This is a genomic window from Streptomyces auratus (genome assembly GCF_050433025.1).
GTDB classification, from domain to species: Bacteria; Actinomycetota; Actinomycetes; order Streptomycetales; family Streptomycetaceae; genus Streptomyces; species Streptomyces sioyaensis.
Genome location: NZ_JBNGCB010000003.1, coordinates 3,258,284 through 3,271,781, shown reverse-complemented (window position 1 = coordinate 3,271,781; position 13,498 = coordinate 3,258,284). Strand labels below are relative to the sequence as shown.

Here is a 13,498-nt window from a genome sequence, read left to right as displayed (position 1 = left end):
GGGCACAGATCGGGGTACGGCTTAGCTGCGGCTGCTGCAGCCCGTGGCGCCCTGCGCACCCCGATGTGCGGGGGGCTGTACTAGCTCCAGGACAATGGCGTCGGGGTCCTCGAAGTAACAGGTCCAGCCGCCCTCGTTTACGCCGGAGGTGATGGCGTTGGGCGGGGAGAAGAAGCGCACGCCAAAGCGTTCGAGTGTGCGGTGCAGTGCGTGGATGTCGTCGACGGTCAGGGCCATGTGGGCCGCGCCGGGGTGGCAGATCTGCGGATCCTGCCGGGTTCCGGTGGGACTCAGGTACTGCACCAGTTCGAGGTCGTGGGTTGAATGGCTGGGAGCCCGGCCCGGGACGGCCAGCTGGCCGATCCGAAGGTGCGCGTCGGGGTATCCCACCAGACGGCTGGTGTAGTCGCCGCGTTGCTCTTGGACATGGACGAGTTCGAAGCCCAACAGACGGGTGTAGAAGTCCACGGAACGGTCGAGATCCGCGACCGTGAAGCTGAAGTGCCATACGCCGTGCAGCATGTCTTGTGTCCTTTGCCTGGGTGCTAGTTCATCTCCAGGCCGCCGCAGACGTTCAGCGCCTGGCCGGTGATGTATGAGGACTGTGCAGAGAGCAGGAACGCGACCGCGTCCGCGACCTCCTGCGGGGTCTGGATGCGTCCCAGCGGGATCTTTGCCGCCTGCTGCGCGAAGGACTCCTCTGGAGTGATGCCGCTGATCTGCGCTTTCTGCTGATGGATGGCCCGGGTCATCTCCGTGTCCACGACACCGGGGCAGACGGTGTTGACACGGACGTTGTGCTCGGCCAGGGACAGGGCCGCCGAGCGGACCAGGCTGATGACCCCCGCTTTGCTGGCCGCGTAGTCGGCGCAGGTGGCCCGCGGGCCACGGCCAGCCGCGGAGGACACGGCGACCAAGGCGCCTCCGCCGTGTGCTGACGCTCGCCTGGCAACCTTCTGCACCAGCACGAACATGCCCTTCAGGTTCACGGCCATAGTCCTGTCCCAGTGCTCGGCCGGCAGGTCCAGGAACGGGTGGTTGCGCACGATGCCGTGCGCGCCCACGGCCAGTGTGACCGGACCGAGGTCCTGTTCTGCTTGGTCCAGAGCCTGCTCGACCGCGGCGGGATCGGTCACGTCAACCTGGTAGCTGTGCGCGTGTCCGCCCGCGGCGGCGATTGTCCTGGCAGTCAGGGCTGCGTTCGCGGTGGAGATGTCCAGTAGGGCGACGCCTGCGCCTTCTTTGGCGAGCAACTGCGCACAGGCCCTGCCAATCCCGCCGCCTGCTCCGGTGATAGCCGCCGTCTGTCCTTCGAAGCGTCCCATCGTCTGCTCCCTTTCGCCGCGGGGCCGGTCCCGTTCAGTCACGGTGGCGCCACTCGGCCAGAGCCGCGTCGACCGTTGTCCGCGGATTGCCCACGTAGTCCTCCGGCGCCAATGCGCGCAGCGCTTCGGCCGTCTCGGCGGGCACGATGCCGCCCAGTACCGACCGCAGGCTCTCGCCTGTCGTCCGGCAGCGGCGCGCCGCGTCGTACACGAGATCATGCGCCTGCTCCCGCCCGAGCCGAGGAGCCAGCGTAATCATGTACGCCTCGGCCATCACCAGCCCGGAGTCGGCATCGAGATTGGCCCGCATCGAGTCGGGGAAGACCTCTAGCCCTGACGCTATCTTGTACGCCGTGGCCAGCGCCCCAGCCGCGAGAGCAATGAGCTGGGGCAGGACCTGCCACTCCGCCTGCCACTCGCCGGCCGCCCGCTCGTGCCCCGCCTCCATGATCCGGTAGAGCGCGGAGCTGAGCGCGCCGCTGGTGGTGGCCATGCCGATGACAGCCTCGGAGTCGATCGGATTGGCCTTCTGCGGCATGGTCGAGGACGCCCCGCGCAGGTGGCCGGCTGCCTCGGAGACTTCCGCGATCTCCGTCCTCGACAGGTCGATCACTTCCCGCGCGAAACGTGCGCACGTCGCGCTGAGCATGGCGCACACCGCCCCGAACTCGGCCAGCCGGTCCCGAGCCACATGCCAGGGGATGTCGGTGGCCCGCAGTTCCAGCAGTTGCGCGACCCGCTGACGCACCTTCACGGCCTGTTCCCCGTAGGCGGCGGACGTGCCACCCGCGCCGAACAGCGAGACCGTGGCGATGTCCTCCCGCGCCCAGGCGAGCCGCTTGCTGTCGCGGGTCAGCTCGCCGAGGTACCCCGCCATTTTGGCGCCGAACGTGGTCGGCACCGCCTGCAGGGCATGGGTGCGGCCCGCGATCACCGTGTCCACATGTGTGGCGGCCAGGTCGGCGAGGACGTCGCCGAACGCGGCGAGCAGCTGCTCCAGCCGTACCGCGGCAGCGGAGAACTGCACAGCCAGGCCGGTGTCCATGATGTCCTGCGTGGTCGCCCCGTAGTGCACTCGGCCGCGGTGCTCCTGTGGCAGGACCTCGTCCAACTGCCGCACCAGCGGGAGGATCGGATAGCCGACGTTGCGGGTCTCCCGCCACAGCCGGACCGGATCGATCGACGCAGGGGTGGCAGCGGCAGCGATGGCCGCCGCGGTCTTCCGGGCGATCACCCCCGCCTCTCCCTGGGCCGTGGCCAGGGCGGCTTCGACCCGAACCCACGAAGAGATGAGCTCCTGCTCGGACAGGATGGCAGCCATAGCATCGTCCCCATACAGGCCGACGAGCATCTCAAAACGCTTCGGAATCATCGTCCCCGTCTCATACGGCTACACAGGCATGCCGATCCAGGCATGTCTTAACAAGTGAATCAATCGTTTGTCTAACCTAGGCGAGGAAGGCTGCGTCGACAAGAGCACGATCCGGCGAATCGCCCATCGGGTCTGCTCAGAGCAATCCCTTGTTCAAGCCTATTGGCCTGGTCTACGATTGAGGCAATCGATTGACTCTAATGGAGAGGCAGTGAAGCGCAATGTGTGAACGGCTCATGGCCGACCTGAGGGCGATGTGGCGAATCCGCGCCTTTGAGGAAAGGGCGCAGGCTCTTTGCGGAACTGGGGACATCCGCGGTTCGGTCCACCTGTGCATCGGGCAGGAGGCCGGACCGGTCGGCGCCTGCGGCGCTCTTGAGGGGAGTGATGCCCTGTTCGCCACCTACCGCGGGCACGGCTGGGCCATTGCTCGCGGCACGCCCTTGCGTCCGCTGATGGCCGAGCTTCTCGGCCGTTCCACCGGCGTCAACGGAGGCCGCGGCGGCTCCGCGTACCTGAGCGCCCCGGAGTACGGCTTCCACGGCGAGAACTCGATCGTGGGCGCGGGCGCGCCGATCGCCGTGGGTGCCGCCCTCGCAGGACGTCACGACGGTACCCATCGAATCGCCCTCACTGTGTTCGGCGACGGTGCGATGAACCAGGGCTCCGTGCACGAGGCCATGAACTTCGCCGCCGCCACCTGCCTGCCCGTCCTGTTCATCTGCGAGAACAACCGCTGGTCGGAGCTGACACCGATCAAGGACGCGGTGGGCAGCGACACCCTCGCCGACCGCCCGAGGGCACTGGGCATGACCTCCGTGCGCATCGACGGCAACGACCCGGATCTGGTCCGGCGGACGATTGGCGACCTGGCCGCGGCAGCCCGCACGGGCGGCGGCCCGGCCTTCGTCGAACTCGCCACGCAGCGACTGGTCGGTCACTACGTCGGCGACCCCCAGCAGTACCGCACCCGCGAGGAACTGGCCGCCGACCGGGAGCAGGAGCCGATCGCACGGGCTGTGCGGGAGTTGACCGCGGCGGGTGTCGCGGCCGAGGAGATCGCGGCAGTGGAGAAGAACGCCCGCGAGGAGGTCGAGCGGGCCGCGCATGCTGCGCTCGCCGACCCGCAGGCTGACAGCGACCGTGCGAGGGAGCACGTCTATGCCTGAGACAACCATCAAGGTCAACTACTCCGGTGCCGTCAACGCGGCACTGCAGCGCGTCCTGGCCGAGGTGCCCGAGACCCTGCTGTACGGCGAGGACGTGGCCAAGCCCGGCGGAGTGCACGGTGTGACCCGCGGACTGTGGAAGCAGTTCGGCGACCGCGTCTTCGACACACCCATCAGTGAGTCAGCGATCCTCGGCTCGGCCGTCGGCGCTGCGATGATGGGCCGCCGGCCGATCGTCGAGATCATGTGGGCGGACTTCTTCCTTGTCGCCCTCGACCAGATGATCAACCAGGCCGCTAACGTTCGCTACGTCTCCCAAGGCAAGCTCACCGCGCCCCTCGTCGTACGAACTCAGCAGGGCAACTCACCCGGTGCATGCGCCCAGCATTCCCAGAACCTTGAAGCGCTCTTTCTGCACACCCCCGGACTGCGGGTGGCCATGCCCTCCACCCCGCAGGACGCGTACGACATCATGGTCTCCGCGGTGCACTGCGACGATCCGGTCATTGTCTTCGACAACCGCACGCTGTACTTCGGCGAGAAACAGGAAATCGTCACCGGCCGCCCGCCTGCCCCCATCGGCGGCAGCATGCTGCGACGCTCGGGGCAGGCGGCGACGGTAGTCACATGGGGTGCTATCACGCACCGGGTCTTGGAGGCCGCAGACCAACTCGCCGCACAGGGAACACCCGTGGCCGTTATCGAGACCCCATGGCTCAACCCCTTCGACACCGACACCGTCATCGAGTCCGTCGAGCGCACCGGCGGCCGGCTGGCCGTGGTGCACGAAGCCAACACCACCGCCGGCTTCGGCGCCGAAGTCATCACCCGTGTCGCCGAAGCGGGAGTGCTCCGTGGGCGCCCGGCCAGGATCGGCGTGCCTGACGCACGCATGCCGGCCGCCCCCGCTCTGGCATCGGCCCTCATCCCCGATGCCGGGCGCATCATCGAACGGCTCGCCCGCCTCACGGCCGACAGGTGACCGGTCAGGCCTGCACATCCACAGAATGATCAACGGCGTGATGCTACCTCTTCGGTCTCAGGAGTGATCTTGCACGCAGGCGAAGCCGTGGGAGGTCGGCGACGAGCTGTGGGCGGTGATACACCGCCGTCTTCGCAGGTACGGCAGCGCTGCGGACCGTGCGGTTGCAGCCAGGTCTCGATCCCTTTCGCTACCGTGCGACGGATGGCCGCGGGCGTCTGATGTCCGGCCAGCAGCATGACCCAACCCTGGTTCGCAGCTCCAGGCCCCTCCCACGCGGGAAGGACCTCCAGCATTTGTGCGCGGAGCCGGTGAGCTGGTGGGCGTGGCCGAAGACCAAGTTCACGCGGCGGGTGGTCAGGGTGCGCAGGTCGACGGCGGTCTTGTCACCGGGCCGCAGCGGGCCCAGGTCGCGACGGACGCGCGCCGGCGATGACGGACCTGTCTTCCCCTCCCCCGGTAGGTGCCCGAGGCCAGTGCATCCAAGGCCCGTCAGGTCGGCAACGGGCTGGTCATGACTGACCAGCATGCCGATCGGCAGAGCAGCCACCGTGGTGGAGGTCGACGGCCCATAGCGCATCGTGGGAGATGTCCAGGCCATCGCCGATCAGGACCAGGAGCTGTGACTCGTCGTTGTGGGCCCGGCGGGACAGCAGCCTCTCGCCCGGCGTGTTGATCACCACGCAGGGGTGACGCGGTTTGCGGATGTCCACCTCGGCCCAGGTCTCGGGCACGTTCCCTACCGCCAGCTCGTCGTGCATCGATCCCGCAGACAACCTCGTCGGCGTTGCCCTACAGAAGCGACCGAGACGCAGTTCCCAATGGGCGGTCGAGTTGTCGCGTGGCCCAGGGCGGTCAAGCCCCTTGAGCCATTACACGGTCTTAGACCGACCGGCAAATGGATCACTTGAGGCGGCGTGTGGTGGGCCGACCCGTCCCAGCGATAGCGGCTTGTTGCTCGGCGAATCAGCATACGGAGTGTGACGAGGGCGGCGGCGAGGTAGAGGTGGAAGTCCACGACGCTGCCGCTCTTCTCTGTGCAGCGCCGCAGCTTGCCGTAGTCGTTCATCCACGAGTGCGTACGCTCGACCACCCAGCGTTTGCCAGCCTGGATCGGGGCCGGCACACCCTTGCGCGCGATCTCCGCCGTGAATCCCAACTCCGTTATCAATCCACGGGACTTGACACTGTCGTAGCCACAGTCGAGGTTGACGTTGACCGTCGTTGGCATCTCACCGACCTGAGCTTTCGCCGCATCCAGGGTGGGGTCGAGCAGGGGTGAGTCGTGCCGGTTGGCCCCGTCGGAGACGATCCCGAGCGGGACACCGCAGGCATCGGAGGCGACCGATCGCTTCAGCCCCTGCTTGCCCCGGTCGACTGGTGAGCGTCCTGCCTTGTCGCCACCGGACGGAGCCTTGGTGATGCAACCGTCCACTGAGATCGCGCTCAGCCCGAGGCCGATCATCTGGTCGTACGCGTCAAGCGCCAGTGCGTGAATCTTCTCGGATATCCCCAGCTCGGCCCACTCTTTGACCCGGCGTCTGATCGTGCGGTCGGAACAGCCGGGCGAGGAGATGCGCTCGTATCCGGAGCCGTGGACCAGTGCCTGGATGACATGGTCGAACACGACGCGGTCCGGTATGCGCCGCCGATGGCAGCCGAGCGGATGGCCGGGATCGAACTCGGCCCGACCGGGCAGCAGAGCCCTGAACTGGTCCCAGGCGGGTTCCAGCAGGCATGATGGCAGCGCGGGCACAGTCGTCCTTCGCGGTCACAGAGCGTAGAGAACTCAATGATCACGTGGGCCTGTGCCCATTCTGCTACCACCCCCTCATCACGAGCGCTCTCCATCACCTACTGCCGGTCGGTCTAAGAAGTCATCTCATTTGGTGAGTCTGCGGTAGCAGATCAAGGCGCAGGCGATGCTCGTGAAGGCGAGGAAGCTCTCAGAGCCCTCATGTTCACCGAGTCGATCGCGCAGCGGGACCAGTCCAACTCACCACGGGAGCCGAGCTCGTCCAGGACCAGGCGGTGGAGCTTGGCCCACAACTCATCCGGCACCAGCCGCTCAACGATCCCCACCACGGCCCATAGCCTTCCGAGCCAGCCACATGAGATGACTTCTAAAGTTGATGTCTCGCAAGCGATGCCAACGACTCTGGTGACGCTTCGCCACCACCGATTACGGGGCAGATCCGTTGATGAGACGCTCCTCCTTCCAGACCGAACTCCCGGCCTGGAAGGAGGAGCACACCACCCACCGCAAGGTCCGTGCTCGCGTCGAGCACGTTTTCGCCCGCATGAAGACCTGGATGATTCTGCGCGACTGCCGCCTCAAGGGCGACGGCGTCCATCACGCGATGCTTGGCATCGCCCGCCTGCACAACCTCACCCTCGCGGTCAACTCAAGTCTGGGCAGACCCCTCGGTCGTTACGTGGTTGCGTGCCAGCCGATTGAGTAGATGTTCTTGTACATGTTGTTGGTGGCGGTAGGAACCTTTGCCCCGAAGTTCTTCCCAAGACCTGAGAAGAGAGATTCCGGGGAGGAGCCGATCGACTTGTCCCCGGGGATGATGATAGGGAGCATGCTGACCACGTAGTTGTAGGCGTCCTTCCAGGTGAAGGTGTTCTTGACTCCGTTCGTGGTGTCGTTCCAGCAGTCTGTTCCGGGGTATGCATCCATTGCGACGGCGGCGTTGGACGAGCGGGCAGTGGTCCAGGCGAAGCTGTTGCACAGGTTGCCGTTGGTGTGGACGGTCAGATCGGCATTCCAGCCAGCGATTGTGGTGGCGCCCATCGCGGCCCATTTGCCAGAACCCTCCATTTGGAGAACCGGGGTGACTGTGCCGACTAGGTACCCATTCGGTGGGTTCACCTCGATGCACTGCCCGGCGGTGACAGTGCCGGATTGATAGTGCCCGTCAGTGTCGACTCCTGCCTTATCGGTGGTGGTGTAGTCGAACACGAAGTAGGCGGTGAATGCGCCCCAGTTGCACATGTGAACGGAGTTGGCCGATTCCGCCATGACAGAGAGCGGGATCGAATCAACGTTAGCGTTCTCTACGGCTTTTCCTTCCTGTACCGGGAAGAAGTTCCATGTCAGATCCGCAGACGCCTCATTGGCCTTGTCGCCGGTGGTGAGTGCGTCATGTTCATCTTGGCCATCGGAACAGCTCCCGAACTGTGGTGCCCAGGAACCCACCTCGGGCTCCTGTGATCGGACAGCTTTAAGGCATCCGTTCGGTCCCCTCAGCGGCCTGACGAAGTAGCCTCCGGGGCGCAGGCCCGGGGTCAGGTAGAACACTTGTGAGGAATCGTCGCACGGGGTCCATGTTGTCGGACCGCTGAGGGCGTGGTCCGCGGGAAGAGCGAGGCAGTTGTTGGTAACTGTGTTTCTGATGCGAAAGTATCCGGAGCCCATGTCCATGGCGTCGTCCAGCGCCACCTCATTCCCGGGAGCCGATCCACGGTCGAGTGCGGCTTGTGCCTTCTCCAGCGGCTTGTCTGCCGGTAGGCCGGCCTGCATGATCGTCGGCGTCCGCTGGTCGAACTTGCCAACTGTGAACGAGGTCCTGGCGATCTCAGTGAAACCGTCCGGTGGCGAGGTGAATTGGTTCAGCGTTGCGTAGTAGCGTCCGCCTGCCGACATCACGAAGGACCTCGTGCCGCTGGTGTTACCCATCATTGCTTCAGTGATTCTTTGATCTGTTCCGGGAGTCGACCCGACCTTGTAGATCGCGAGCGAAACTTGATCGCTGGGAGATGTGAAGGTCAACTTCACGGTTGCTCCCAATTCATAGGTGCTCGCATCCGCTCGCAAGCTGGGCGAGGCATCATCGGCGTGAGCTGGCAACGGGCCGAGCACCAGGGTGACGATCGCTGCACAGAGCACAGCCGTGAGCGCCGCCAGGGACCGTCTTCGCGAGCGATAGTTGAAACCAGGTCTACGTGACATTAGCTGTTCCCTCCATGTCGAAGGCGCTAGATGCGCGTTGGAGGCAGGCAACATGACGAGACCGGCATGCTGGCCAACGATTCGTGAACTACGCCTGAATAGCCCGTCTAGGACCAATACTGGTGACTTGGTACCGTGTTGTGCTGGTCGTTGGGTGTGGTGCGCCAAGGCCAGGGCAGGTGAAGTCGTCGGGTGAGCGGTTGTCGGACCTGATCGCTCTGGGTGTGCTGACGCGGGTGTTTCCGCCCGAGCTGGTGGATGAGGTGGTCGCCGAATGCGGGCGTGTGGAACAGCGGTCCCGCCTCTTGCCGGCCCCGGGCGGTGATCTACTCCGCGCTCGCGATGTGTCTGTTCTCCGGGCAGGGCTATGAGGAGGCTGCCCGGCTGCTGACGCACGGCCTGGAGCGGGTGCGGCGGTGGGAGAAGTCGTGGCGGGTGAACCGTTCCGACTTCTCTGCCGCTCAGTTGTGAGACAGCAGGGAAGGACGGGGTCATGCCCAAGAAGATTGACTCAACGCTTCGGAGCCAGGCTGTGCGGCTGGTGACGGAGCATCGTTCGGAGTACTCCTCCGAGCGTGCCGTCCACGTCCAGGTCGCCGAGTCCCTCGGTGTCTCGCGGGAATCGGTGCGGCGGTGGGTCAGCCGGCATGAGATCGACAGCGGCCAGGCCGCGGGCGTGAGCACGGGCGAGCGCGAGGAACTGCGCAGGCTGCGGGCGGAGAACAAGCGGCTGCGCGAGGTGAACGAGGTCCTGAAGTCCGCGACGATTTTCTTCGCGGGGGAACTCGACCCCCGAAACCGCTGATCGTGGCCTTCGTCGATCAGATGAAGGCCGTCGGTCACACCGTCGAGTCGATCCTCACCGCGCTGAACACCGCGGGGCTGAAGATCGCGGCACGAACCTTGCGAGCCTGGTGCGCCCTAGCCGCGGGCACGAACAGGCCCGCGGCCCGGACCGTCAGTGACGCCCACGTCGAGGACGCCGTCCGGTCACTGGCCTTCACCACCAACGCGGCCGGGCAGCGTGTGCTGGCTCCGGAAGGGCTCTATGGGCGGCGCAAGATGCCGGCCCTGATCCGCCGGACCCTGCTGCCCGAGGCCGGGTTCTGCGCCGTCGACCGTGCGATGCGCTCGCTCGGCCTGGCCGGCGTCGTCCGCGGGAAGAGACCGAGAACCACGATCCCGAACCCGGCCGATACCCGAGCCCCGGACCTGCTGGACAGGGACTTCACCGCTCCGGCTCCGGACCAGAAGTGGATCACCGACTTCACCTACGTCCGCATCTACCAGTCGTTCACCTACGTGGCGTTCATCGTGGACTGCTTCTCTCAGAAGATCGTCAGCTGGCATGCCTCCATCAGGAAGGACGTGGAGCTGGTCGACGTGCCGCTGCGGATGGCGCTGTGGCGCCGCGGCCACGAAGGAGACCCCGTCCCGAGAGGCCAGTTGATCCATCACAGCGATGCCGGGTCGCAATATACGAGCGTGCACTTCACCGAGCACCTGCACATCGAGGGCATCAGGCCCTCGATCGGGAGCGTCGGGGACGCGTACGACAACGCGCTGATGGAGACGATCAACGGTCTCTACAAGTCCGAGTGCATCCGCACCAAGGTCTTCCACGACGGTCCCTGGAGAACCGTCTCCGACGTCGAGTACGCCACCGCCGCGTGGGTCGAGTGGTACAACAACCGCCGTCTGCACTCCACTCTGGGCATGATCAGCCCCACCGAGTACGAGGCAGCACACTACGCTGACACAGAGACACGAGCCGACTGATCACCGGCCAACAAACCACCGGCAGGAAAGTCGGAACGGTTCACTCGGCGGAGGGTCAGGAACGTTGCCGTCCTTCGGCGTACCACGCCAGATGCACTCGGCACACAACGAAAACACGGGGAATCGATGGTCGGCCGTTCGGGAAACCACGCCCAGAAGGGCGGCATGGGCGCCGAACAGCAGCGGGTGGACGACGAGGTCCTACGCCGTCCACCCGCCCGCCGACTGAAGTGATCCACGATGCGCACTCACCTCCCGAACGTCGCCCTACGCCGAACACTCACCCCGGCGCTGACCACATTCAGTGACACCACGCTGAAGCTGGCAGCCGCTAACCGTGGGCACCCCGAACAGCTCATGGAGCGGACAGTCAGGCGCGGGCATGCACCCGGCATAAGACCGACCGGCAGTAGGTGATTGAGTTCTCTACGCTCTGTGACCGCGAAGGACGACTGTGCCCGCGCTGCCATCATGCCTGCTGGAACCCGGCTGGGACCAGTTCAGGGCTCTGCTGCCCGGTCGGGCCGAGTTCGATCCCGGCCATCCGCTCGGCTGCCATCGGCGGCGCATACCGGACCGCGTCGTGTTCGACCATGTCATCCAGGCACTGGTCCACGGCTCCGGATACGAGCGCATCTCCTCGCCCGGCTGTTCCGACCGCACGATCAGACGCCGGGTCAAAGAGTGGGCCGAGCTGGGGATATCCGAGAAGATTCACGCACTGGCGCTTGACGCGTACGACCAGATGATCGGCCTCGGGCTGAGCGCGATCTCAGTGGACGGTTGCATCACCAAGGCTCCGTCCGGTGGCGACAAGGCAGGACGCTCACCAGTCGACCGGGGCAAGCAGGGGCTGAAGCGATCGGTCGCCTCCGATGCCTGCGGTGTCCCGCTCGGGATCGTCTCCGACGGGGCCAACCGGCACGACTCACCCCTGCTCGACCCCACCCTGGATGCGGCGAAAGCTCAGGTCGGTGAGATGCCAACGACGGTCAACGTCAACCTCGACTGTGGCTACGACAGTGTCAAGTCCCGTGGATTGATAACGGAGTTGGGATTCACGGCGGAGATCGCGCGCAAGGGTGTGCCGGCCCCGATCCAGGCTGGCAAACGCTGGGTGGTCGAGCGTACGCACTCGTGGATGAACGACTACGGCAAGCTGCGGCGCTGCACAGAGAAGAGCGGCAGCGTCGTGGACTTCCACCTCTACCTCGCCGCCGCCCTCGTCACACTCCGTATGCTGATTCGCCGAGCAACAAGCCGCTATCGCTGGGACGGGTCGGCCCACCACACGCCGCCTCAAGTGATCCATTTGCCGGTCGGTCTAAGCCATTGCCAGGGGCTCCGGGACCAGCGATCTTACGAATGACCAGTTCACCTAGAGCCTCGCGACCGTCATCAGCATGCCCCAGCTGAGCTGCCCTCGCGGCGGGAGCCGACTCCGGCCGCGAGGCGAGCTCCCCCGGAGATGGGCCCTGGTCTGTACCGCTCGCAGCGTGCGCCATGGTGCCAAAGCCTGCGAATCGCCCGCCAACTGCACGGCCCCGGCCTGGCTGCCCCCACCTCCACGCAGAGACGCGGGGAGGACAAAGAGGGCCTTGCCTTCAGCGCCGCCACTTCGGCTGGACCGGATCGTCACGCTGGTCGATTCTCCGCCCAAGAGAAATCACAGTTAGACAACCGTTTGACCATCTAGCTTCGAAGAGGCGCAGAATTCGCTGCACGCACTCATTGCACCTGGCAGGAATCGTCCCTATGGTCATGGCCAGCCTAAGTCAATCGATTGCCTGGCGCGACGCCGCGTGGGAACACTCCCCACACCCCGACGCGGCGAATTCTCCGATACCAGTACGCGCGTCGACCCCACCCGCGCATCAGCCCAGACAGGACGAACAATGAACGCAGTGAGAAGTGGGCGCAGAGTCCAGGTGGCGACCCTTGGCGTGGCTCTGCTGATGGCGGCCACCGCAGCATGCACCGTGGAGTCCACGACGCCCGAGGCGAAGGGGGCGACCGCTGGCGGGAAGGGTGGGTCGTACACGTTCGGCCTGGCCAACCAGCAGGAATCGGTGACCTTCCCGGCCGCGATCGCGAAGGGCGCCAAGGACAAAGCCGCAAAGCTCGGAGTGAAGCTGATCGACCTGGACTCCCAGGGCGACGCGGCGAAGCAGGCCAGCCAGGTTCAGGACCTGGTGGCGCAGAAGGTCAACGCGATCTTGCTGGTCCCGCTTTCGCCGGGCCCTGCGCAGGCGCTGGTGGACCAGGCAAGCGGCGCGGGGATTCCTATCGGCACCGTGCACGGGTACGCGGGTGCCGACCGCAGCGTGGACAATCCCTACTCGAAGCTGGCGTTCGTCCTGGACGAGAACGAGGAGGCCGCGGGTGCCACCGCGGGACAGCTCGCGCTCAAGGCGCTGCCCGGCGGCGGCAAGGTCGCGGTCATCACCGGGGCGCCCGGCTTCGTGGAGAACAAGACGCGTGTTACCAAGTTCAAAGCGGCTTTGAAGAGCACCGGAAAGGGCAAGTACCCCATCGTCGCCAACCAGCCGGGCAACTGGACCAAGCAGGACGGCCGGTCCGCCTGTCAGAACATCCTGGCATCCGCCCCGGGTGTGGGCTTGTTCTACGCCATCTCCGACGACATGGCCGTCGGCTGCGCCGCAGCGGTGAAGTCGGCCGGCTCGCACGCCAAGATTGTCAGCATCGGCGGCTCCAAGAGTGGCATCGCCGCGATCAAGTCGGGCGATCTGTACGGGACGGTCTGCTACAAGCCGTACGACGAGGGCGCCATCGCGGTGCAGATGATGCACGCCGTGGTGACGGGCAAGCTCACCGGCCCCCCGAAGACGAGGTTCTACGATACTCCCGGGATCACCGCCGCCAACGCCTCCAGCTGCACTCCGCAGTGGTGAGATC

The 13,498-nt window shown here is 65.7% G+C and carries 11 protein-coding genes and 4 pseudogenes; 8 read left to right on the top strand and 7 right to left on the bottom strand.

Features of this window, described 5'->3' with window-relative positions:
• Positions 1 to 21 precede the first annotated feature (21 nt).
• From BKA18_RS34085 to BKA18_RS34075, 3 genes are read right to left on the bottom strand one after another with little or no spacing between them, the layout of a single operon-like run.
• Positions 22 to 522 carry a VOC family protein gene (locus BKA18_RS34085; protein WP_366048813.1) on the bottom strand — a complete coding sequence of 167 codons (501 nt, stop codon included), beginning with the start codon at positions 520 to 522 and terminating at the stop codon, positions 22 to 24.
• Positions 523 to 545: 23 nt separating this feature from the next.
• Entirely contained in the window at positions 546 to 1,325 is a 780-nt protein-coding gene (locus tag BKA18_RS34080) for an SDR family NAD(P)-dependent oxidoreductase (RefSeq protein ID WP_366048812.1), read from the bottom strand.
• Positions 1,326 to 1,359: 34 nt separating this feature from the next.
• Positions 1,360 to 2,646, bottom strand: coding sequence for a class-II fumarase/aspartase family protein (locus tag BKA18_RS34075; RefSeq protein ID WP_366048811.1), 1,287 nt, complete (start codon positions 2,644 to 2,646; stop codon positions 1,360 to 1,362).
• A gap of 272 nt (positions 2,647 to 2,918) precedes the next feature.
• On the opposite strand from BKA18_RS34075, the gene BKA18_RS34070 reads away from it, so the two are divergent.
• Together BKA18_RS34070 and BKA18_RS34065 are read left to right on the top strand one after the other, a co-directional pair.
• On the top strand, positions 2,919 to 3,866 hold the full coding sequence (locus BKA18_RS34070) for a thiamine pyrophosphate-dependent dehydrogenase E1 component subunit alpha (protein WP_366048810.1): 948 nt from the start codon (positions 2,919 to 2,921) through the stop codon (positions 3,864 to 3,866).
• On the top strand, positions 3,859 to 4,848 hold the full coding sequence (locus BKA18_RS34065; protein ID WP_366048809.1) for an alpha-ketoacid dehydrogenase subunit beta: 990 nt from the start codon (positions 3,859 to 3,861) through the stop codon (positions 4,846 to 4,848). The genes BKA18_RS34070 and BKA18_RS34065 overlap by 8 nt, the downstream gene beginning before the upstream one ends.
• Before the next feature lie 512 nt (positions 4,849 to 5,360).
• Here the strand turns inward: BKA18_RS34065 and BKA18_RS34060 are convergent.
• The 3 genes and pseudogenes from BKA18_RS34060 to BKA18_RS34050 form a co-directional block, all read right to left on the bottom strand.
• The gene (locus tag BKA18_RS34060; RefSeq protein ID WP_366048808.1) at positions 5,361 to 5,609 is read right to left on the bottom strand and encodes a hypothetical protein; all 249 of its coding nucleotides are present in this window, start codon (positions 5,607 to 5,609) and stop codon (positions 5,361 to 5,363) included.
• 142 nt (positions 5,610 to 5,751) lie between these two features.
• Positions 5,752 to 6,604 (bottom strand): annotated as a pseudogene (locus tag BKA18_RS34055) (IS5 family transposase).
• A 188-nt stretch (positions 6,605 to 6,792) separates the two neighbouring features.
• Positions 6,793 to 6,897 (bottom strand): annotated as a pseudogene (locus BKA18_RS34050) (IS5/IS1182 family transposase); the annotation flags it as partial.
• A gap of 155 nt (positions 6,898 to 7,052) precedes the next feature.
• On the opposite strand from BKA18_RS34050, the pseudogene BKA18_RS34045 reads away from it, so the two are divergent.
• Positions 7,053 to 7,247: pseudogene (locus tag BKA18_RS34045) on the top strand (transposase); the annotation flags it as partial.
• Positions 7,248 to 7,279: 32 nt separating this feature from the next.
• Here the strand turns inward: BKA18_RS34045 and BKA18_RS34040 are convergent.
• Entirely contained in the window at positions 7,280 to 8,803 is a 1,524-nt protein-coding gene (locus tag BKA18_RS34040) for a hypothetical protein (RefSeq protein ID WP_366048836.1), read from the bottom strand.
• Positions 8,804 to 8,925: 122 nt separating this feature from the next.
• Here BKA18_RS34040 and BKA18_RS34035 point away from each other — a divergent pair, with 122 nt between their 5' ends.
• The 5 genes and pseudogenes from BKA18_RS34035 to BKA18_RS34015 all read left to right on the top strand — a co-directional run bounded on the left by BKA18_RS34035 (position 8,926) and on the right by BKA18_RS34015 (position 13,494).
• Complete coding sequence (locus BKA18_RS34035) at positions 8,926 to 9,174, top strand: transposase domain-containing protein (protein WP_429638732.1); 249 nt, start codon at positions 8,926 to 8,928, stop codon at positions 9,172 to 9,174.
• Entirely contained in the window at positions 9,125 to 9,274 is a 150-nt protein-coding gene (locus tag BKA18_RS34030; RefSeq protein ID WP_429638796.1) for a hypothetical protein, read from the top strand. The genes BKA18_RS34035 and BKA18_RS34030 overlap by 50 nt, the downstream gene beginning before the upstream one ends.
• A gap of 22 nt (positions 9,275 to 9,296) precedes the next feature.
• Positions 9,297 to 10,582 (top strand): IS3 family transposase gene (locus BKA18_RS34025; RefSeq protein WP_366048837.1). Its coding sequence is split into 2 segments (ribosomal slippage): positions 9,297 to 9,570 and positions 9,570 to 10,582, totalling 1,287 coding nucleotides; the frame shifts between segments, so codons are not numbered across the junction.
• A gap of 454 nt (positions 10,583 to 11,036) precedes the next feature.
• Positions 11,037 to 11,889: pseudogene (locus BKA18_RS34020) on the top strand (IS5 family transposase).
• A gap of 636 nt (positions 11,890 to 12,525) precedes the next feature.
• Complete coding sequence (locus BKA18_RS34015) at positions 12,526 to 13,494, top strand: sugar ABC transporter substrate-binding protein (protein WP_366047318.1); 969 nt, start codon at positions 12,526 to 12,528, stop codon at positions 13,492 to 13,494.
• Positions 13,495 to 13,498 lie beyond the last annotated feature (4 nt).